The following is a 20598-nucleotide window of genomic DNA, read 5'->3' on the forward strand; positions in this document are numbered from 1 at the left end:
AGTCGGCCGGTGCTCGCTCCCTCTGATGCACCTGGTGCGGTCCCGGACGTGTTCGCTCCCTACGACCTGGGGCCGGTGCGGCTGCGCAACCGGACGGTGAAGGCGGCGACCTTCGAGGGTCGTACGCCGGACGGCCAGGTCACCGACGAGCTGATCGCCTACCACCGGGCGCCGGCGCGCGGCGGCGTCGGGCTGACCACCGTCGCGTACCTCGCGGTCGCGCCGGAGGGGCGCACCCACCGCGAGCAGATCGTCGTCGGGTCGGCCTCGGCGAGCGGGCTGGCGCGGCTCGCCGACGCGGTGCACGAGGCCGGCGCCGCGATCGCCGGGCAGGTCGGACACGCCGGTCCGGTCGCCAACGGGCGGTCCAACGGCGTACCGGCGGTGGCGGCGAGCCCGATGCCGAGCCCGCTGTCGATGCAGCTGGTCCGGTCGGCCTCGGAGCGGGACCTGACCCGGATCACGCGCTGCTACGTCGACGCCGCGCGAACCTTGGCGGACGCGGGGTTCGACGTGCTCGAGCTGCACATGGCGCACAGCTACCTGATCTCCTCCTTCCTCGCGCCCGGCCTGAACCGGCGCCGCGACCGGTGGGGCGGTCCCCTGGAGCGGCGGGCCCGGCTGGCGCGGCAGGTGGCGCGGGTGGTCCGCGAGGAGGTGGGCTCCTCGGTGGCCGTGACCGCGAAGGTGTCGGTCGGCGACGGCTTCCCCGGCGGGGTGACCACCGAGATCGGCGTCGAGCTGGCGCAGCTGCTGGAGGCCGACGGCCACCTGGACGGGCTGCAGCTCTCGGGCGGCTCGTCCCTGATGAACCCGATGTACCTGTTCCGCGGCGACGTCCCGGCGCGCGAGTTCGCGGACGCGATGCCGCCGCCGGTGCGCTGGGGGATGCGGACGCCGATGGGTCGGTCCTTCCTCAAGGAGTATCCGTTCGAGGAGGCGTACTTCCGCGAGAAGGCGCTCCGGTTCCGGAAGGCCGTGGCGATGCCGCTGATGCTGCTCGGCGGGATCGACTCGGTCGCCACGATGCGGCGGGCGATGGCCGACGGGTTCGAGCTGGTCGCGATGGGGCGGGCACTGCTGCGCGAGCCTGACCTGGTGAACCGGCTGGCGTCGGGCGAGGCGGACGCCGGCGTCTGCATCCACTGCAACCGGTGCATGCCGACCATCTACTCCGGTACCCGGTGCACCGAGTGGGGGCCGGGGGAGGGGGTCCCGGTCGTGGGTGCCGGTGCCGGTGGTGGGGTGCTGTAACACGCTGTTGCAGCTCGCCGCCCACCTGCCCGCGTGACCGCAGTCACACGAACCCCTACCCAAGAACTAGAACCTGTTCTACGGTGCGGTCATGTCCCAGGTGATCCCCGAGAAGCCCCTCCGCGTCGTTGTCTGGTCCACCGGCACCATCGGCCGGCACGCGATCGCCGGCGTCGATGCCCACCCCGACCTCGAGCTCGTCGGGGTCTGGACCTCCACCCCGGCCAAGGCGGGCAAGGACGCCGGTGAGCTGGCCGGCCTCGGCCGCGAGCTGGGCGTGAAGGCGACGACCGACCGCGACGAGCTGATCGCGCTGCGCCCCGACTGCATCGTGCACGGGGCGATGACCGACGACCGGATCTTCGAGGCGATCGAGGACCTGACCGGCTTCATCCGCGACGGGGTCAACGTGGTCTCCTCCGGTCCGGTCATCCTGGTCCACCCCGACAACGTGCTCCCGCCGGAGATGATCGAGGACCTCAACGCGGCCGGGCGCGAGGGTGGCGCCAGCCTGCACGTCAACGGCATCGACCCCGGCTTCGCCAACGACGTGCTGCCGCTGGTGATGACGTCGCTCTCCCAGCGCATCGACCACGTCAAGGTCAGCGAGGTCGCCGACTACTCCACCTACTACCAGCCGGTGGTGATGAAGGAGCTCTTCGGTTTCGGCCAGCCGATGGACTTCGAGGCCGTGCTCTGGCAGCCCGGCCTCCTCTCCACCGCCTGGGGCCCGGTCGTCCGGGTGATCGCCGCCGGCCTCGGGGTCACCCTCGAGGAGCCGCTGACCGAGGAGATCGAGCGTCGCCCGGCCACCCGCAGCGTCGAGACGGTCTCCGTCGACGTCGCCGAGGGCACCATGGGCTCGGTCCGCTTCCGGGTGATCGGCAAGGTCGACGGCGTCCCGCGGATCACCCTGGAGCACGTCACCCGCACCGACGCCGCCAGCGACGACGACTGGCCCCGGCCGGCCGAGGGTGACGGCTGCTACCGGGTCGAGATCACCGGCGAGCCGATGATGAAGGTCGAGTTCAGCCACCACGGCGAGCACGGCGACCACAACGTCTCCGGGATGATCGTCACCGCGCAGCGGCTGATCAACGCGGTCCCCGCGGTCGTCGCGGCCGAGCCCGGCCTGGTCTCGCCGATCGACCTGCCGCTGGTCACCGGCCGCGGGCTGGTCACCGGCACCCGCACCGACTCCGGCTCCGGCACCGGCACCGGCACCGGCACCGCATGAGCATCCTCGACCGGTTCCGCCTCACCGACCACGTCGCCGTCGTCACCGGCGCCGGCCGCGGCATCGGCGCCGCCACCGCGGTGGCCCTGGCCGAGGCCGGTGCGGACGTGCTGATCTCCGCCCGCACGCCCGGCCAGCTCGAGCAGGTCGCGGAGCGGATCCGGGGCGCGGGGCGCCGGGCGGTCGTCGTACCGGCGGACCTGGCGGACACCGACGCGGTCGCGGGCCTCGCGCAGCACGCGTACGACGCCTTCGGCCGCCTCGACGTCGTCGTGAACAACGTGGGCGGCACGATCCCGAACGCCTTCCTGGACACCGACGTGGCCTACCTGGAGGAGGCGTTCCACTTCAACGTCGCGACCGCGCACGCGCTGAGCCGGGCCGCCGTGCCGCTGATGCTGGCCTCGCTCGGCGACGGCCGGCAGAAGTCGATCACCAGCATCTCCTCGATGATGGGCCGCACCGCGGACCGCGGCTACCTGGCCTACGGCACCGCCAAGGCGGCGCTGGCGCACTGGTCACGGCTGGCCGCCACCGACCTCGCCCCGCGCATCCGGGTCAACGGCATCTACGTGGGCTCGGTGATGACCTCGGCGCTCGAGTTCGTGGCCGGCGTACCGGAGACGAAGGCGGAGATGGAGGCCAAGACCCCGCTGGGTCGGATCGGCGAGGCCGAGGACATCGCGGCCGCCGTCGTCTACCTCTCCTCGCGCGCCGGGCAGTACGTCACCGGCAAGCTGCTCGAGGTCGACGGTGGGATCCAGCACCCGAACCTGGATCTGCGTTTGCCAGACTTGCAGCCGTGACAGGCACCGACGGATCGACCAGCAGGGCCACCGACAAGGGCGTCAGCACCGGCAAGGCGATCTCGCCGGACAGCGGCCGGCACTGGGCCGACGAGGGGGCGTGGCGGGTCGCCGACGGTCTGTACCGGATCCCGCTCCCGCTGCCGATGGACGGCCTGAAGGCGATCAACGTCTACGTCCTCGAGACCGACGACGGGCTCACCCTGATCGACGGCGGCTGGGCGATCCCGGTGGCCCGCGAGCTGCTCGACAAGTGCCTGCGCGACATCGGCTCCGGCTTCGGGGACATCAAGCGGTTCCTGGTCACCCACGTGCACCGTGACCACTACACGCTGGCCCGGGTGCTGGGCGCCGAGACCGGGGCGGAGGTCGCGCTGGGCATCGACGAGAAGCCCGCGCTCGAGCTGCTCCACCGGGCCGGGCGCGGCGAGCTCGACGAGAGCCCGTTCCTCGCGGTGCTCCGCACCGCCGGCGCCGCGGAGATCGCCGAGCAGTGGGCCGCCGGCGGCCCGGCCGACCTGCCCGACCCGGCCAACTGGGACTTCCCCGACATCTGGATCGAGGGTGACCGCACGTTCGCCGTCGGCGCGCGCACCATCGACGCGGTGCACACCCCGGGCCACACGCCGGGCCACTACGTGTACGCCGACCGGGCCGACGGCGTGCTCTTCGCCGGCGACCACGTGCTGCCCACGATCACCCCGTCGATCGGGTTCACCGTCCCCGCCACCGAGAGTCCGCTCGGCGACTTCATGGCGTCGCTGACCAGGGTCCGTTCGCTGCCCGACCTGCGGATCCTGCCCGCCCACGGCCCGGTCGCGCCGTCCTCCCATGCTCGGGTCGACGAGCTGCTGGCCCACCACGAGGAGCGGCTGGAGGCGTCGCTGGAGTCGCTGCGCAACCGCGGCGCGGTCACCGCCCACGTGGTCGCCGGCGACCTGGGCTGGACCCGCCACGAGCACCCGTACGACACGCTCGACCCGTTCAGCCGCGGGATGGCCGCGATGGAGACCAAGGCGCACCTCGAGCTGCTGGTCGCCCGGGGCGAGGCCACCCGCGCACAGCACGGCGAGGAGATCCTGTTCGCCGCCACCCTCCGCGACGGCGCTTCCTGACCTCCGTCCGGGGCCGGCTCGGAGGCCGGGCCCCCGGCGACCGGCCACCGCCGGCGGACTAGGCTGGGTGCCGCAAAGACAGGGGAGCACGACCCAAGCGTGCTGAGAGTGCGGGACCGAGCCGCAGACCCTCCGAACCTGATCCGGTTAGCACCGGCGAAGGGAGTCCACTCCGTGGCTTTCCACTTTTCCCGTCCTGCCCGCGCCCGCCTGGCCGCCGGCGCCGTCCTCTCCGCGCTCGCCCTGTCCGCGGCCGGCTGCTCGCTCTCCGGCGACGACGAGCCGACGCCCGACGCCGCGGCCTCCGACGGATCGACGTCCGGGGGCGACGTCGTGCTGGTCACCCACGACAGCTTCTCGCTGCCCAAGAAGCTGATCCGGGCCTTCGAGTCCGAGACCGGCTACACGGTGGTGCACACCCCCGCCGGCGACGGCGGCGAGCTGACCAGCAAGCTCGAGCTCACCGCTGACCACCCGCTGGGCGACGTGGCCTTCGGCGTCGACAACACCTTCGCCGCCTCCGCGCTCGACGCCGGCGTCTTCGCGCCGTACGACGCCGCGCTGCCGGCGGGCGCCGACCAGTACCGGCTGCCCGGCGACGAGGAGCACGCGCTGACCCCGGTCGACACCGGCGAGGTGTGCGTCAACGTCGACACCGCCTGGTTCGCCGAGCGCGACCTGGCGCCGCCGGCCGACCTCGACGACCTGACCGACCCCGCCTACGAGGGCCTCTTCGTCACCCCCGCCGCCACCACCAGCACCCCGGGCATGGCGTTCCTGCTGGCCACCATCGGCCAGTACGGCGAGGGGTGGACCGACTACTGGAGCGACCTGCTCGCCAACGACGCGGCGATCGTCAAGGGCTGGGAGGACGCCTACTACGTCGACTTCACCTACTCCGGCGGCGACCGGCCGATCGTGCTCTCCTACGACACCTCGCCGGCGTTCACCGTGGAGGGCGGGAAGACCTCGACGGCGGCGCTGCTCGACACCTGCTTCCGGCAGGTCGAGTACGCCGGCGTGCTGGAGGGCGCGGCCAACCCCGACGGCGCCCGTGCGCTCGTCGACTGGCTGCTCTCCCCGGAGGTGCAGGCGGCCCTGCCGACGAGCATGTACGTGTTCCCGGTGGACGCCGACGTGGCCCTGCCGAAGCAGTGGGCGGCCTTCGCCCAGCAGCCGACCTCGACCCTCGAGGTGGCGCCCGACGAGATCGCCGAGAACCGGCGCGACTGGCTGTCGACGTGGACCGAGCTCACCAGCCGCTGATCCACCGGCCCCTCACCGGCGACCGGCCGCTGCCGCCGGCCCTACCGCGCAGGGTCGGCGGACGGGGCGGCGGGCTGGTCGGTGGCCGCTGGGGCCGCCGCCTCGGCCTGGTCGGCCTCGCCGTGGTGCCGACCGCGGTGCTCGCGGTCTTCTTCGTGCTGCCCGTCGCCGGGATGGTGCAGCGCGGCTTCTGGCCCGCGGGCGTCTTCGACCCCGGCGCGGTGCTGGAGGTGCTCGGCTGGCCGCGCACCGGTCGCGTGGTCTGGTTCACCGCCTGGACCTCGCTGACCGCGACCGCGGTCGCGCTGGCCGGCGGGCTGCCGGCGGCGTACGTGCTCTATCGGCTGCGGTTCCCGGGGCGCGGCGCGATCCGGGCCGCGCTGCTGGTGCCGTTCGTGCTGCCGACGGTGGTGGTCGGCATCGCGATCCGGCAGCTGCTGCGGCCCGGGGGGCCGCTCGGCTTCCTCGACCTGGACGGCACCCCGGCCGCGATCGTCGCCGGGCTGGCGTTCTTCAACGTAGCGGTGGTGATCCGCACCGTCGGCACCGCGTGGGAGGGGCTGGACCGGCGTCCGGCCGATGCGGCCGCCGCGTTGGGCGCCACGCCGTGGCGCGTGTGGTGGACGGTGACCGTCCCGGCGCTGCGCCCCGCGGTCGTCTCGGCGGCGTCGGTGGTCTTCCTGTTCTGCGCCACCGGGTTCGGGGTGGTCCTGACCCTCGGCGGGGTCCGCTACTCCTCCGTGGAGACCGAGATCTACCTGCTCACCACCGGCGCGATCACCGGATCGCCGGAGCTGAGCGCGGCGGCCGCCCTGTCACTGGTCCAGCTGGCGTCCGTGGTGGCGCTGCTCGGGGTCGCGGCCCGGCTGCGGCGCCAGCCCGACCCGACGGTACGACGGGTGCCGGCCGCCCCCGCGCGGCCCCGCGCCCGTGACCTGCCGGTGCTGGCCGCGACCGTCGTGGTGCTGGTCGCAGTCGCCGCGCCGGTGGCCGGCCTGGTGCTGTCCTCGTTCCGGGGCGTCGGCGGAGGCTGGTCGCTGGCGTCCTACCGCGGCCTGGCCGGCACCGGCGCGGACGGCGTCGGGGAGGGTCTGCTCCGGGTCCCCGTCACCGAGGCGCTGGCCAACTCGCTGCGGATCGCGGTGGACGCGACCTGGATGGCGGTGCTGCTCGGCACCCTGGTCGCGGTGGTGGTCACCCGTCGCGTGCGGAGCCGGGCGGGGCGCCGGCTGCGTGCCGCTTTCGACGGCCTCTTCATGCTGCCGCTGGGGGTCTCCGCGGTGACCCTCGGCTTCGGCTTCCTGATCACGCTCGACGCGCCGCCGCTGGACCTGCGCTCCAGCCCGCTGCTGGTGCCGATCGCCCAGGCGCTGGTCGCGCTGCCGTTGGTGGTGCGGGTGCTGGTGCCGGTGCTGGGCGGCATCGACGACCGCCAGCGCCAGGCCGCGGCCTCGCTCGGCGCGGGGCTGTGGCGGAGCGTGCTGACGGTGGAGGCTCCGGTGCTGTGGCGGCCGCTGCTGGCCGCGGCGGGCTTCGCGTTCGCGGTCTCGCTGGGCGAGTTCGGCGCCACCTCCTTCCTGGTGCGCCCGGAGACGCCGACGCTGCCGGTGGTGATCTTCCGGTTGATCGGCACCCCCGACCCCGCCAACTACGGGGTGGCGATGGCGGCCTCGGTCCTGCTCGCCGGGGTGACGGCGGCGGTGATCCTGGTGGTCGAGCGGCTGCGGGTGCCGGGGGTGGGTGCGCTGTGACCGGGGTTCACGACAGGCTCGACGAGACGGTCGGCCCGGCGGCCTCCGGGCCCGTTGAGGGCGCTGCTGACGGAGGGCGAGCGATCCTCGAGGTGCGCGGCGCGCGGGTCGTGTACGACGGCAAGACGGCCGTCGACGGCGTGGACCTCGCGCTCCCGGCCGGGCAGGTGCTCGCGGTGCTCGGCCCGTCGGGCTGCGGGAAGTCGACGCTGCTGCGGGCGGTCGCCGGCGTCGAGCCGCTGGCCGGCGGCTCGGTGGCGTGGGACGGGGAGGACCTGTCCCGGGTGCCGACCCACCGTCGTGGCTTCGCGCTGATGTTCCAGGACGGTCAGCTCTTCGACCACCTGACGGTGGCCGGCAACGTCGGCTACGCGCTGCGGGGTGCGCGGGTGCGGCGCGCGGCGCGCGCGGACCGGGTCGCCGAGCTGCTCGCGCTGGTCGGGCTGGACGGCTACGGCGACCGGTTGCCCCGGACGCTGTCGGGAGGGGAGCGGCAGCGGGTCGCGCTGGCCCGGTCGCTGGCGGCGCGCCCCCGGCTGCTGCTGCTCGACGAGCCGCTCAGCGCGCTGGATGCGGGCCTGCGCGAGCGGCTGGCCGCGGACCTGCGGCGGATCCTGCGCGAGGCGGGCACCACCGCGCTGTTCGTCACCCACGACCAGGCGGAGGCCTTCGCGGTCGCGGACCGGCTCGCGGTGATGCGCGCCGGCCGGGTGGTCCAGCAGGGCGCCGCGCGCCAGGTCTGGTCGGCGCCGGCGGACGCGGAGACCGCCCGCTTCCTGGGGTTCACCCGGGTGGTCGACGGCGCCGGTGCCCGGCTGCTGACCGGGGGCGCGGCGGAGCGGGTCGCCGTACGCCCGTCGGCGCTGCGGGCGGGGGCCGAGGGTGACCTCACGGCGACCGTGCTGAGCGCCGTCGCCTCGCCGGACGGCGCCCGCCTGGTGCTGCGGGTCGACGGGGTCGGCGAGCTGGACGCGACGGGCCCGGTCGGCGGTTTCCCCCTGGTGGGCGACGCGGTGCGCGTGCGGGTGGAGCCGGCCGGGCTGGCGCCGCTGGGTGACCTGAGCCACTAGCCGCACCGGGGCGGCGGGTAACCGGTCTGAGACGCTGGGGCAACGCCCTAGACTCCCTCGCGTGTACCGCCGTGCCTCCACGCTCCTGATCTGCACGGCCGCGTCCATCTTCATCGCCGCGTACGTGGTCGCCTTCGCCTACGACCGGCCGCTGGTGGAGCCGGAGGGCAAGCTCCTCGGCCCCTCGCTGAGCTGGGCGCTCGAGCTCTTCGGCGTGGTGCCCACCAACTCCGTCCTGCACGCCGCCGTGCTGCTGGTGGACATGATGATCCGGGCGGGAAGCATCTTGGTCATCACGTTGGCGATCGACCTGGTGGTGCGGGCGATCGGCAGCCGCGCCCTCGCGGTGGTCCGGTCCTGGCGCGAGGGGGTCGAGCAGGGGCCGCGCCCGTCGATCCGGGAGATCGCCGGCGAGCGCTGGCGGACGCACTGGACCCGGGAGCGACGGCGACTGGTGCTCGTCGGGATGGTGTGCTTCTACATCACCTACGTCTGCTACCGGAACCTGAAGTCGAACCTGCCGTTCGTGCGTCCCGATCCGGATCGTGCGCCGGGTGAGGTCAAGGCGCTGCTCTTCGACCGCGAGCTGCACGTGATGGATCGCGTGCTCTTCTTCGGCCACGACCCGTCCGACGTGCTGCACGGGATCTTCGGCACCGAGTACAGCGCCTACGTGCTCTCGCAGGTGTACGTGACGTTCCTGCCGCTGGTGATGATCATGGTCGTCATCTGGCTGGTCTGGTCGCGCAACGTCTCCTACGGCTACTGGTTCGTGACGTCGCAGGCGCTGGCCTGGACGCTGGGCACGCTGTCGTACTACCTGTTGCCGACGCTGGGCCCGGGCATCCAGTACCCCTCGGAGTACACCGACCTGGTGCCGACGCCGACGACGGACCTGATGGAGTCGATCGCCAACGGGCGCAGCGCGGTCCTCTACGACCCGACGGTCACCGACTCGCTCAACTCGGTGGCCGGGTTCGCGAGCCTGCACTGCGGGATCACCCTGCTGTGGGCGCTGATGGTGCAGTACACCGTGCGCTCGCGGGCCCTGCAGGTCGTCTTCTGGGTCAACTTCGGCCTGACCGTGATCGCCACGATCTACTTCGGCTGGCACTACGTCGCCGACGACATCGCCGGCATCGCGATCGCCATCGTGTCGTTCTACCTCGGCGGACTGGCCAGCGGTCAGAAGTTCGATCGGGGGATGCACTCACATCCCACGACGACCACCTCGAAGGTCCCCGTCGAGAGGTGACGGACGGGCCTCCCGTCCCCTGCGCCGGATCCGTCGAACGGGTCCGGCGCTGTTGCTTGTCGAGCGCCCGGCGAGAATTACAATGGTGTAGTTAGTCAAGGCGACACGCCGCGATCCTCCAGTTTTTTGGGGCAAAATGTTTCTTCTGTGACGAAAGTTGACTAGCGTTCCGCGAGTTGCCGCTGCTGCGACGCGCCGTCGTACCAGCGGACCGCCCGACGTCCGCGACGAACAGGAGCCCCCCGTGCGCCGCCCCGAACGCACCCGACCGCTGGCCCCGGGCAGCGCCGTCTCGCTGCTGATCGCGGCGATGGCTGCCCTCCTGGTCGTGGTCCTCGTCGCGCCGGGCGCCAAGGCCGCGCCAGCCGACGACCCGACCGGCGGCGGGACCGGCGCGGACGGTTCCGGTGACGCGCCGACCCGTCAGCAGATCCGCGAGGCCCGTGCCGAGCAGACGCAGGCGGCCGACACCGCCGCACAGGTGCAGGCCGCCCTCGCCGCGGCCGACGCTGCCCTGGACGCCGCCGCGGACGCCGCGGCGCGGGCGGCGGAGGCCTTCAACGGGGCACGCTGGCGTGCGCAGCGCGCGCAGGCGGCAGAGCGGGAGGCGGTCGCCGAGGCCGCCCGGGCCGCGGACACGCTGGAGGAGCAGCGGGTCGCCTACCGTGAGGTCCTGATCGCCACCCTGGGCACCGAGCTGGACCTGAGCGCGTTCACCGCGCTCGTCGACAGCGACGGCGTCTCCACGCTGCTCGCCAACGACGCCGCCGTCGACCGGGTGCAGGGCGTGCTCGCCCAGCAGCGCGACGCCTACCTGCGCGCCGTCGAAGCCGCCGAGGCCGCCGAGCAGCGCGCCGCTCGCGCCGCGAGCCGGGCCGAGGACGCGCTCGCCGCCGCCCGCGACGCCCGGGACGCCGCCGCGGCCGCCCAGGCCGCCGCCGCGGCGCGCGCCGCCGACCTCACCGCCCAGCGGGACGACCTGGTCCGCCGGCTGGCCCAGCTGGAGGGGGTCGCGGTCGCCCTGGTCGAGGAGCGCCGCACGGTCCTGGCGCGGCGCGCCGCCGCCCGGGCGCAGCGCGAGGCCGCCGCGGCCGCGCAGCCGGCGGAGAGCACCCCGTCGGCCCCGCCCGCCGAGGACCCGGCGACCTCGCCGGAGAGCTCGCCGACGCCCGAGCCGGAGCCCGCTCCCGCGCCTGCCCCCGCGCCCGCCCCCGAGCCCGCGCCCGAACCCGCGGGCCCGCCCGCACCGTCGGGCGGCGCCGCCGCCGCGGTCGCCTTCGCCCGCGCGCAGATCGGCGAGCCCTACGTCTGGGGCGCCGCGGGCCCCTCGTCCTGGGACTGCTCCGGTCTGACCATGGCCGCCTGGCAGGCCGGCGGCCGGGCGTTGCCGCACTACTCCGTGGCCCAGTACCAGGTCTCCACGCCGATCTCGCCCGCCGACCTGCGCCCCGGCGACCTCGTCTTCTGGGGCTCGGGTGCCGGTCCAGGCTCGATCTACCACGTCGCGCTCTACGCGGGTGGCGGCATGATCATCCACGCCCCGCGCACCGGGCGGCCGGTCTCCGAGGAGTCGATGTACGCCTGGCGGACCCCGGACTTCTACGCCCGCCCCTGACCCGACCCGGGCCTCCGGCGCCCGCACCCGGGTCAGCGGTGCCTGAGCCCCGTTTCGGCGGGTGCGGCCGGGGTATCCCTGGGGCATGACCGCCGCCGAAGCGCCCCCGCCCGAGTTCGACGTCGATGCCCTCGCCGCCGTGCTCGACGGCGAGCACGCAGCGGTCCGCCGCGACGTACGGGAGTCGCTGGCGGCGTACGCCTCCGTGCTGGAGGACGCCGAGACGATGCCGCGCGCGGAGTTCCGCGAACGCGTCAGAGAGGTGGTGCAGGAGGTCGCCGGGACCGGGATGACCGGCCTCGGCTTCCCGAAGGAGTACGGCGGAGGCGGCGACATCGGCGCCTCGATCGCCTCGTTCGAGACCCTCGGCTTCGGCGACCTTTCGGTGATGACCAAGGTCGGCGTGCAGTTCGGCCTGTTCGGTGGCGCGATCCTCCAGCTCGGCACCCGCCGCCACCACGACGCGTACCTCGCCGACGTGGTCGCCGGCCGCCTGCTGGGCTGCTTCGCGATGACCGAGACCGGCCACGGCAGCGACGTGCAGGCGCTGGGCACCACGGCCACCTACGACCCGGGCGCGGGCGAGTTCGTGATCACCACCCCGAGTGCCGAGGCGACCAAGGACTACATCGGCAACGCCGCCGCCCACGGCCGGATGGCGGTGGTCTTCGCCCAGCTGGAGGTCGGCGGCGAGCGGCACGGGGTGCACGCGCTGCTGGTGCCGATCCGCGACGAGGCGGGCGCGGTGCTGCCCGGCGTGACGATCACCGACGACGGCCCCAAGATGGGCCTCAACGGCGTCGACAACGGCCGGATCTCCTTCGACGCCGTCCGGGTCCCGCGTGAGGCGCTGCTCAACCGGTTCGCCGACGTCGACGCGGACGGGGTCTACCGCAGCGAGATCGAGAACCCCGGTCGCCGCTTCTTCACCATGCTCGGCACCCTGGTCCAGGGGCGGGTCAGCGTGGGCGGCGCGGCGACCTCGGCCGCGAAGGTCGCCCTCACCATCGCCGTCGAGTACGCGCTGCGCCGCCGACAGTTCCAGGCCCGCGACGGCGGACCCGAGGAGCTGCTCCTGGACTACGGCATGCACCAGCGTCGGCTCCTCCCGCTGCTGGCGCGCACCTACGCCCTGCACTTCGCCCAGGAGGTGCTGGTCTCCCGGCTCGACGAGGTCTTCTCCGCGGCCGCGAGCGACACCGGCGTCGACGAGGAGTCGCGGCGGCTGCTGGAGTCGCGTGCCGCCGGCACCAAGGCGCTGGCCACCTGGCACGCGACCCGCACGATCCAGGAGTGCCGCGAGGCGTGCGGCGGCGCCGGCTACCTGGCCGAGAACAGGTTCGCCGCGCTGAAGGCCGACACCGACGTCTTCACCACCTTCGAGGGCGACAACCACGTCCTGCTGCAGCTGGTCGCCAAGGGGCTGCTGACCGACTACGCCAGCGACTTCTCCGACCTCGACCAGCTCGGCACCGTCCGGTTCGTGGCCGGGCTGGCCGTGGAGACGGTGCTGGAGCGGACCCGCGTGCACCGGCTGCTGGAGCAGATCAAGGACGCGCTGCCCGGCGGCGACGCCGAGACCGGCGCGGCCGACGACGCCGGGCTGCTCGACCCCGACTACCACCTGGCGCTCTACCGGTTCCGCGAGGAGCACCTGATCGGCGGCGTGGCCCGACGCCTCAAGCGTGGCGTCGACGCCGGCATGGACGCGGGCCAGGTCTTCTCACGGGTCCAGGACCACGTCATCGCCGCCGCCCGCGCGCACGTCGAGCGGCTGGTGCTGGAGGCGTTCGTGGAGAAGGTCGAGGAGCAGCCGGAGGGTCCGGTCCGCGACGCGCTCAACCTGCTCTGCGACCTGCACGCCCTGTCCGGCATCGAGGCGGACCGGGCCTGGTTCATCGAGCACGGCCGGCTGTCGGTCCAGCGCTCGAAGTCGATCACCCGGGAGGTCGCGGCCCTGTGCCGGCGTACCCGTCCGGTGGCCGGCGACCTGGTCGCCGCCTTCGGCGTCCCGCGCCCGCTGCTGCGCGCCGAGTCCCTGATCGGAACGTGAACAGCGCGGGTCGGCAGAGAGCCTCTGCCGACCCGCGCTGTCAGTGGCTCAGTGGCCCGAGGTCTTGAACCGCTCGAAGGAGGCGGCGATCTCGTCCTCGGCCTCGGTACGGCCGACCCAGTCGGCGCCCTCGACGGACTTGCCGGGCTCGAGGTCCTTGTAGACCTCGAAGAAGTGCTGGATCTCCAGGCGGTCGAAGTTCGGCACGTGGTTGATGTCGCGCAGGTGCTCCATGCGCGGGTCACCGGCGGGCACGCACAGGACCTTGTCGTCGCCGCCGGCCTCGTCGGTCATCCGGAACATGCCGATCGCGCGGCACTTGATCAGGCAGCCCGGGAAGGTCGGCTCCTGGAGCAGCACGAGGGCGTCCAGCGGGTCGCCGTCCTGGCCCAGGGTGTCCTCGATGTAGCCGTAGTCGGCCGGGTACATCGTCGAGGTGAAGAGGAACCGGTCCAGGCGCATCCGGCCGGTCTCGTGGTCGACCTCGTACTTGTTGCGGCTCCCCTTCGGGATCTCCACAAGGACATCGAATTCCAGCACGTGCTTCCTCCACACACTCAAGTTCAGCGGGCACCCGCCTACGCGGGGCGGGGCCATTGTCGCGCACAATGGCCCAGACATCGCCATCGAGGCGGACTTCTCAAGGGGTGGGCCAGTGTCACGTCGACGTGGGGAGCCCCGCCGCCGACCGCTGCGCACCCTTCTCGTGCTGGTCGTGGTGGTCGCCCTGGTCGGCGGCGGGGTGGTCGCCTGGCGCACCGGGTGGGCCGAGGACCGCTGGCACGAGTGGACCGCCGACGACGCCGCCGCGAGCACCGATCCGGCCGCCGTCGCGCCGCCGCCGGAGGTCGAGGCTCCCCCCGTCGTGCGACCGCCCGCGGTGGCCGAGCCCGCCGACGTCGACGGGCCGCTGCGCCGCGGGGCGATCGCGCGCGCGATCGACCGGCCCCTCGCCGACCGGGACCTGGGCCCGCACGTGCTCGCCGCCGTCGGCCCGATGGACGGCACCGCGATCACCTACCAGCTCCCGCACTCCGGGCCGGACCTGGCGATCCCGGCGTCGACCACCAAGGTGGTCACCTCGGCCGTGGCGCTCTGGGCGCTGGGCGCCGACCACGTCTTCACCACCCGGACCGTGCGCTCGGCCGGGGGCGGGGTTCCCCTGGTCACGCTGGTCGGCGGCGGTGACCCGTTCCTCGCCTCCGCCCCGGCGGCGTCCACGGTGTCGACCTCGGCGACGGTGGTCCCGGAGCGGGCCGACGTCGCCACGCTGGCCCAGCGGACCGCACGCCGGCTGGTCCGCACCGGGGCCGGGGAGGTCAAGGTCGCCTACGACGACTCCCTGTTCACCGGCCCGGCGGTCAACCCGCGCTGGGAGCCCGACTACGTCCCCGACGGGGTGGTCGCCCCGATCAGCGCGCTCTGGGTCGACGAGGGCCGCAGCCCCAGCGGCTACGGGCGGGTGGCCGACCCCGCCGCGCACGCCGCGGAGGTCTTCGCCGCCGAGCTGCGGAAGCGGGGGATCAGCGTCGTCGGCACGACCCGTCGCCGGGTGGCGCCGGAGGATGCCCGGCCGCTCGCCGCGATGGACAGCGCCCCGCTGGCCGAGATCGTGCAGCGGGTCCTCGAGGTCAGCGACAACGAGGGCGCCGAGGTGCTGCTGCGCCACGTCGGCCTGAGCCAGGAGGGTGTCGGCTCCACCGACGCCGGCCGGTCCGGGGTCGAGCGGGTGCTCGCCGCCAACGACGTCGCCATGGACGGCTCGGTCCTGTACGACGGCAGCGGCCTGTCCCGGCAGAACCGGATGTCGCCCGCCCTGCTGCTGGGGGTGCTGCGCTGGGCGGGTCGCCCCGACCAGGACGAGCTGTGGCCGGCGCTGACCGGCCTGCCCGTCGCCGGGTTCACCGGGTCGCTGACCGACCGGATGGACCGCGGGGACCCGGACGGGCTGGGTCGGGTGCGGGCGAAGACCGGCACGCTGACCGGGGTCACCTCGCTGGCCGGGATCGCGGTCGGCCCCGACGGTGAGCTGATGGTCTTCGCGCTGATGGCCGACCGGGTGCCGGAGGACAAGGACCTGCTGGCCCGGGTGGCGATGGACAACGCCGCGGCCGCGCTGGGGGCGTGCCGCTGCGGGCGCGCCGGGGGCGCCGCCGGCGGCTCCTAGCGGCACGCCCGTCGCCTCGGGTCGGCCCGCCGCGTGGGTCGACCTCCTAGGCTCTCCCCATGACCGTCGTGCCTGCCGCCGCGCCCGCGATGATCGACTGGAAGGTCGCCGTCGCGCTCGGCACCCGCCTGGCCGGGGAGGGGCCGCAGGTGACCCGCGCCGAGGCCGACCGTGCGGTGGCCCAGCTGCGGGCCGGCGCGCAGCGGGCCGGCGAGCTGGTCCGCGACTTCACCGGGCTCGACGCCCCCGAGGGCACGGCGCCCGTGCTGGTGGTGGACCGTCCCGGGTGGGTGCGCGCCAACGCCGAGGGGTTCGCCGCGGCGACCCGCCCGCTGGTGGACAAGCTGGCGGCCAACAGCCCCGAGGGCTTCGGTCGCACGATCGGCTCGAAGGTCACCGGCGCCGAGGTGGGCGGCCTGCTGGGCTTCCTGGCCGGGAAGGTCCTCGGCCAGTTCGACCCGTTCGGGCAGCCGGTCACCGCGCCGAACGGCCGGTTGCTGCTGGTCGCGCCGAACATCGTCCACGTCGAGCGCGAGCTCGGGGTGGACCCCGACGACTTCCGCCTCTGGGTCTGCCTGCACGAGGAGACCCACCGGGTGCAGTTCACGGCGGTGCCGTGGATGCGCGAGCACCTGCACGCCACCATCCAGGAGATCAGCGACACCGTCGAGCCGTCCTCCTTCCTCGAGGGCGGGCTGGCCCGGATCCGCGAGGCGATGGCGGCCGGCCGGGAGGGCGGCAGCCTGGTCGAGATGTTCAGCACCCCCGAGCAGCGGGTGGTGCTGGACCGGGTGACCGGGATGATGTCGCTGCTCGAGGGCCACGCGGACGTGGTGATGGACGACGTGGGGCCGTCGGTGATCCCGAGCGTCGCCGAGATCCGCCGCAGGTTCACCAAGCGCCGCCAGGGGGTCGGCACGCTCGACCGGATGCTGCGCCGGCTGCTCGGGCTGGAGGCCAAGATGGCCCAGTACCGCGACGGCGCCACGTTCGTGCGCGCCGTCGTCGACAAGGTCGGCATGGAGGAGTTCAACGCCGTCTGGGCGGGTCCCGAGAACCTGCCGGCCAAGGCCGAGCTCAGCGACCCCGACACGTGGGTCCGCCGGGTGCTCGGCTGAGGGTGGCGCGGGCGCCGATGGCACTGCACCCCTCCGTGGCCGCGGTCCGGCGCGGCGTACGACGCTGCCTGGACGGCGTCGAGCCCGGTGACAGCGTGGTGGTCGCCTGCTCCGGCGGGCCGGACTCGCTGGCGCTGCTCGCGGCGACGATCTTCGAGGCGCGCAAGCGGCACGTCCGGGTGGTCGGCGCGACGGTCGACCACGGCCTCCAGGAGGGCTCCGCGGCCCACGCGGACGCCGTGGTGGTGCAGATGGCGACCCTGGGCGTCGACGAGACCGCGGCCGCGCGGGTCCAGGTGGACCCGGCCGGGGTCGGCCCCGAGGCCGCGGCGCGGCGCGCCCGGTACGCCGTGCTGGAGCAGATGCGCGAGCACTTCGGGGCGCGCCTGGTGCTGCTCGGCCACACCCGCGACGACCAGGCCGAGACCGTGCTGCTGGGGCTGGCCCGCGGCTCGGGCGGCCGCTCGCTGGCCGGGATGCGCCGCGGCTTCGACCACTACGCCCGGCCGCTGCTCGACGTGTCGCGCGACGACACCGTCACCGCCTGCCAGGTCGAGGGCATCGAGTTCTGGGACGACCCGCACAACAGCGACCCCGGCTACACCCGGGTCCGGGTCCGGCAGCGGGTGCTGCCGGTGCTGGAGGCCGAGCTGGGGCCGGGCGTCGCGGCCACCCTCGCTCGCACCGCCGACCAGGTCCGTGACGACGTGGAGGCGCTGGACGCGATCGCCGAGCGGGTCTACGCCGAGCTGCGGGCCGCCGGGGAGCAGCCCGGCGACCGGGTCGCGGTGCCGCTGCGGCCGCTGTGGGAGCAGTACCGGGCCGTCGCCTCCCGCGTGCTGCGCCTGGCCGCGCTGGAGGCGGGGGCGATCGACGCGGAGCTGTTCCACGTGCACGTCAGCGCCCTGCTCGACCTGGCCGCGGCCGAGATCACCGGTGAGGTGCAGCTGCCCGGGCACGTCAGCGCGGTCCGCGCCGAGGGCGCCGTCCGGTTCCGGCGTACCGGGTCCGCGGGGGCCGTCGCGGAGTGATCCGGAGCACCCCCGCCGGAGGGGCTCGCGATTCGGGTCGGTCCCGGGCCGGTGTGCCACAGTTGCCCCATGGATTCCTCGTACGTCGAGAAGGACCTGTCCGGGATTCTCTTCACCGAGAAGCAGATCCAGGATCGCCTCGGCGAGCTGGCCGCCGACATCGAGCGTGACTACGAGGGCAAGGACCTGGTCATCGTCGGCGTGCTGCGCGGCGCGGTGATGGTGATGGCCGACCTGGCGCGGTCGCTGAACCGCCACGTGGAGATGGACTGGATGGCGGTCTCCTCCTACGGCTCGGGCACCAAGTCCTCCGGCGTGGTGCGGATCCTCAAGGACCTCGACGCCGACATCGCCGGCCGGCACGTGGTGATCGTCGACGAGATCATCGACACCGGCCTCACCCTCTCCTGGCTGACCAAGAACCTGGCCTCCCGCAACCCGGCGAGCGTCGAGATCTGCACGCTCCTGCGCAAGCCGGAGGCGCTGACCATGGCCGTCCAGGCCAAGTACGTCGGCTGGGACATCCCCAACGAGTTCGTGGTCGGCTACGGCCTCGACTACCGGGAGAAGTACCGCAACATGCGCGACATCGGCACCCTCGCGCCGCACGTGTACTCCTGATCCGCGCGACGCGGATCACCCCCGCGTCGTACCGGATCCGGGTCCGGTAGCGGAACCCCGGGGGGCCGGTACGCGTTTTCGCAGTACCCGGTCACCACGGACCGGGAACAATGGAATGCCTGGTGACGTGTACCGTCATCCGGACCAACGTGTCGTCGGCGGGAGCGGAAGTCTGTGAAGCGCGTTTTCAGGGGACCCTGGCTGTGGATCGTGGTGGCGGTGCTGGCCGTCGTCCTCGCTCTGGAGTTCCTGGCGCCCGGTGGCGGGTACGACGAGGTCTCGACGTCGAAGCTGGCCAGCTACATCGACAAGGGTGAGGTCAAGGACATCACCTTCATCGACGGCGACCAGAAGATCGAGGCGACCCTCGACTCCGGCGTCCGCGAGTCCGGTGACCAGGTGGCCGCCTACTACATCCAGGGGCAGCAGGAGACGCTGCTCAAGATGGTCGACAAGCAGGTCGAGGCCGGCACCATCGAGGAGTCGAACTCGGAGAACCCGCAGCCCAGCCTGCTCGGGTCGATCCTGGCCACGCTGCTGCCGTTCGCGCTGATCATCCTGCTGTTCATCTTCCTGATGAACAACGTCCAGGGCGGCGGCCGCGGCGTGATGCAGTTCGGCAAGTCCAAGGCCAAGCTGATCTCCAAGGACATGCCCAAGTCCACCTTCGCCGACGTCGCCGGCTGCGACGAGGCGATCGAGGAGCTCGACGAGATCAAGGAGTTCCTCTCCGAGCCGGCGAAGTTCCAGGCCGTGGGCGCCAAGATCCCCAAGGGCGTGCTGCTCTACGGTCCGCCGGGCACCGGCAAGACGCTGCTGGCCCGCGCCGTGGCCGGCGAGGCCGGCGTCCCCTTCTACTCGATCTCCGGCTCCGACTTCGTCGAGATGTTCGTCGGCGTCGGCGCCTCCCGCGTCCGCGACCTGTTCGAGCAGGCCAAGGAGAACGCGCCGGCGATCGTCTTCATCGACGAGATCGACGCCGTCGGCCGGCACCGTGGCGCCGGCATGGGCGGCGGCCACGACGAGCGCGAGCAGACCCTCAACCAGCTGCTGGTCGAGATGGACGGCTTCGACGTGCGTGGCGGCGTGATCCTGATCGCGGCCACCAACCGGCCCGACGTGCTCGACCCGGCGTTGCTGCGCCCGGGCCGCTTCGACCGCCAGATCCAGGTCGACGCGCCCGACCTGTCGGGCCGCAAGATGATCCTCGAGGTCCACTCCCGCGGCAAGCCGCTCTCGGCGGACGTCGACCTGACCAACGTGGCCCGCCGTACGCCGGGGTTCAGCGGCGCCGACCTGGCCAACGTGCTGAACGAGGCCGCGCTGCTGACCGCCCGCAGCAACCAGAAGGTGATCACCGCCGGTCTGCTGGACGAGGCGATCGACCGCGTGATCGCCGGACCGCAGCGCCGGACCCGTCTGATGACGGAGAAGGAGAAGCTGATCACCGCCTACCACGAGGGCGGCCACGCCCTGGTCGCGGCGGCGCTTCCGGGCACCGACCCGGTGCACAAGATCACGATCCTGCCGCGTGGTCGGGCGCTGGGCTACACGATGGTGCTGCCCGACGAGGACAAGTACTCCCAGACCCGCAGCGAGATGCTGGACAAGCTCGCCTACATGCTGGGTGGCCGCGCGGCGGAGGAGATGGTCTTCCACGACCCGACCACCGGTGCCGGCAACGACATCGAGAAGGCCACCAACGTGGCCCGGGCGATGGTCACCCAGTACGGCATGACCGAGCGCCTCGGCGCGATCAAGCTGGGCGAGTCGAACTCCGAGCCGTTCCTGGGCCGCGACCTGGGCCACTCGCGCAACTACTCCGAGGACGTCGCCGCGATCGTGGACGAGGAGACCAAGCTGCTGCTGGCCCACGCCCACCAGGAGGCGTTCGACATCCTGGAGGAGAACCGCGACGTCCTGGACTCCCTCGTCCTGGCCCTGCTGGACAAGGAGACCCTGGACAAGGCGGAGGTGGCCTCGCTCTTCGAGCCGCTGCGCCGCCGTCCGGAGCGGCCGGCCTGGACCGGTTCGCCGACCCGGGTGCCCTCGGCGATCCCGCCGGTGGAGATCCCCGAGGAGATCCGCCGCCGGGCGCAGAACGGCACCAAGCCCGACGTTCCGACGGCCGGCCAGGTGCTGACCCCTCCGGGGCCCGGTGGCGACGTGCTGGGCGGCACGCCGCCGGTCCCGCCGAGCGACCCGACAACGCCGTCGGCGTCCTGAGCGGAGACGGAAC

16 protein-coding genes and 1 riboswitch are annotated in these 20598 nt (G+C 73.5%); of the genes, 15 read left to right on the plus strand and 1 reads right to left on the minus strand.

Annotation, left to right across the window (positions count from 1 at the left end):
* Positions 1 to 48: 48 nt before the first annotated feature.
* From E8D34_RS01510 to E8D34_RS01555, 10 genes are all read left to right on the plus strand, one after another.
* Complete coding sequence (locus tag E8D34_RS01510) at positions 49 to 1254, plus strand: NADH:flavin oxidoreductase (RefSeq protein WP_240771026.1); 1206 nt, start codon at positions 49 to 51, stop codon at positions 1252 to 1254.
* Between the two features lie 91 nt (positions 1255 to 1345).
* Complete coding sequence (locus E8D34_RS01515; protein WP_136592791.1) at positions 1346 to 2491, plus strand: diacylglycerol kinase; 1146 nt, start codon at positions 1346 to 1348, stop codon at positions 2489 to 2491.
* On the plus strand, positions 2488 to 3297 hold the full coding sequence (locus tag E8D34_RS01520; RefSeq protein ID WP_136592792.1) for an SDR family oxidoreductase: 810 nt from the start codon (positions 2488 to 2490) through the stop codon (positions 3295 to 3297). The genes E8D34_RS01515 and E8D34_RS01520 overlap by 4 nt, the downstream gene beginning before the upstream one ends.
* Positions 3294 to 4412 (plus strand): MBL fold metallo-hydrolase, encoded by a 1119-nt coding sequence (locus tag E8D34_RS01525; protein WP_206056493.1) that lies wholly within the window; start codon positions 3294 to 3296, stop codon positions 4410 to 4412. Before E8D34_RS01520 ends, E8D34_RS01525 begins: the two co-directional genes overlap by 4 nt.
* Positions 4413 to 4482: 70 nt before the next feature.
* A riboswitch (TPP riboswitch) is annotated at positions 4483 to 4594 on the plus strand.
* Positions 4587 to 5678: a thiamine ABC transporter substrate-binding protein gene (locus E8D34_RS01530; RefSeq protein ID WP_136592793.1), complete on the plus strand. Its 1092-nt coding sequence runs from the start codon at positions 4587 to 4589 to the stop codon at positions 5676 to 5678. (Overlaps the previous riboswitch by 8 nt.)
* Positions 5654 to 7429, plus strand: coding sequence for an ABC transporter permease subunit (locus tag E8D34_RS01535; RefSeq protein WP_240771027.1), 1776 nt, complete (start codon positions 5654 to 5656; stop codon positions 7427 to 7429). The genes E8D34_RS01530 and E8D34_RS01535 overlap by 25 nt, the downstream gene beginning before the upstream one ends.
* Complete coding sequence (locus E8D34_RS01540) at positions 7426 to 8499, plus strand: ABC transporter ATP-binding protein (protein ID WP_240771028.1); 1074 nt, start codon at positions 7426 to 7428, stop codon at positions 8497 to 8499. The genes E8D34_RS01535 and E8D34_RS01540 overlap by 4 nt, the downstream gene beginning before the upstream one ends.
* Positions 8500 to 8560: 61 nt before the next feature.
* Positions 8561 to 9754, plus strand: coding sequence for a phosphatase PAP2 family protein (locus tag E8D34_RS01545; protein ID WP_240771029.1), 1194 nt, complete (start codon positions 8561 to 8563; stop codon positions 9752 to 9754).
* Positions 9755 to 9998: 244 nt separating this feature from the next.
* A complete protein-coding gene (locus E8D34_RS01550) occupies positions 9999 to 11369 on the plus strand; it encodes a C40 family peptidase (RefSeq protein WP_136592794.1) in 1371 nt (456 codons plus the stop codon).
* An 85-nt stretch (positions 11370 to 11454) separates the two neighbouring features.
* Positions 11455 to 13422 carry an acyl-CoA dehydrogenase gene (locus E8D34_RS01555; protein WP_136592795.1) on the plus strand — a complete coding sequence of 656 codons (1968 nt, stop codon included), beginning with the start codon at positions 11455 to 11457 and terminating at the stop codon, positions 13420 to 13422.
* Between the two features lie 48 nt (positions 13423 to 13470).
* Here the strand turns inward: E8D34_RS01555 and E8D34_RS01560 are convergent, their stop codons facing one another.
* Positions 13471 to 13959, minus strand: a complete 489-nt coding sequence (locus E8D34_RS01560; protein ID WP_136592974.1) for an inorganic diphosphatase — start codon at positions 13957 to 13959, stop codon at positions 13471 to 13473.
* A gap of 118 nt (positions 13960 to 14077) precedes the next feature.
* On the opposite strand from E8D34_RS01560, the gene dacB reads away from it, so the two are divergent.
* The 5 genes from dacB (at position 14078) to ftsH (ending at position 20585) form a co-directional block, all read left to right on the plus strand.
* Positions 14078 to 15589: a D-alanyl-D-alanine carboxypeptidase/D-alanyl-D-alanine-endopeptidase gene (dacB, locus tag E8D34_RS01565; RefSeq protein ID WP_136592796.1), complete on the plus strand. Its 1512-nt coding sequence runs from the start codon at positions 14078 to 14080 to the stop codon at positions 15587 to 15589.
* Positions 15590 to 15648: 59 nt separating this feature from the next.
* Positions 15649 to 16707 (plus strand): zinc-dependent metalloprotease, encoded by a 1059-nt coding sequence (locus tag E8D34_RS01570; protein ID WP_240771030.1) that lies wholly within the window; start codon positions 15649 to 15651, stop codon positions 16705 to 16707.
* A 17-nt stretch (positions 16708 to 16724) separates the two neighbouring features.
* Positions 16725 to 17738, plus strand: a complete 1014-nt coding sequence (gene tilS / locus E8D34_RS01575; RefSeq protein ID WP_136592797.1) for a tRNA lysidine(34) synthetase TilS — start codon at positions 16725 to 16727, stop codon at positions 17736 to 17738.
* Between the two features lie 69 nt (positions 17739 to 17807).
* Complete coding sequence (gene hpt / locus E8D34_RS01580) at positions 17808 to 18359, plus strand: hypoxanthine phosphoribosyltransferase (RefSeq protein WP_136592798.1); 552 nt, start codon at positions 17808 to 17810, stop codon at positions 18357 to 18359.
* 174 nt (positions 18360 to 18533) lie between these two features.
* The gene (gene ftsH, locus E8D34_RS01585; protein WP_136592799.1) at positions 18534 to 20585 is read left to right on the plus strand and encodes an ATP-dependent zinc metalloprotease FtsH; all 2052 of its coding nucleotides are present in this window, start codon (positions 18534 to 18536) and stop codon (positions 20583 to 20585) included.
* The last annotated feature ends 13 nt before the right edge of the window (positions 20586 to 20598 follow it).

Source organism: Nocardioides sp. GY 10113 (assembly GCF_004919105.1).
In the GTDB taxonomy this organism is placed as follows: Bacteria; Actinomycetota; Actinomycetes; order Propionibacteriales; family Nocardioidaceae; genus Nocardioides.

Coding starts and splice junctions, on each gene's coding strand:
- E8D34_RS01515 (WP_136592791.1), top strand. CDS start 1,346: ATGTCCCAGGTGATCCCCGAGAAGCCCCTCCGCGTCGTTGTCTGGTCC.
- tilS (WP_136592797.1), top strand. CDS start 16,725: ATGGCACTGCACCCCTCCGTGGCCGCGGTCCGGCGCGGCGTACGACGC.
- hpt (WP_136592798.1), top strand. CDS start 17,808: ATGGATTCCTCGTACGTCGAGAAGGACCTGTCCGGGATTCTCTTCACC.
- E8D34_RS01520 (WP_136592792.1), top strand. CDS start 2,488: ATGAGCATCCTCGACCGGTTCCGCCTCACCGACCACGTCGCCGTCGTC.
- E8D34_RS01555 (WP_136592795.1), top strand. CDS start 11,455: ATGACCGCCGCCGAAGCGCCCCCGCCCGAGTTCGACGTCGATGCCCTC.
- E8D34_RS01570 (WP_240771030.1), top strand. CDS start 15,649: ATGACCGTCGTGCCTGCCGCCGCGCCCGCGATGATCGACTGGAAGGTC.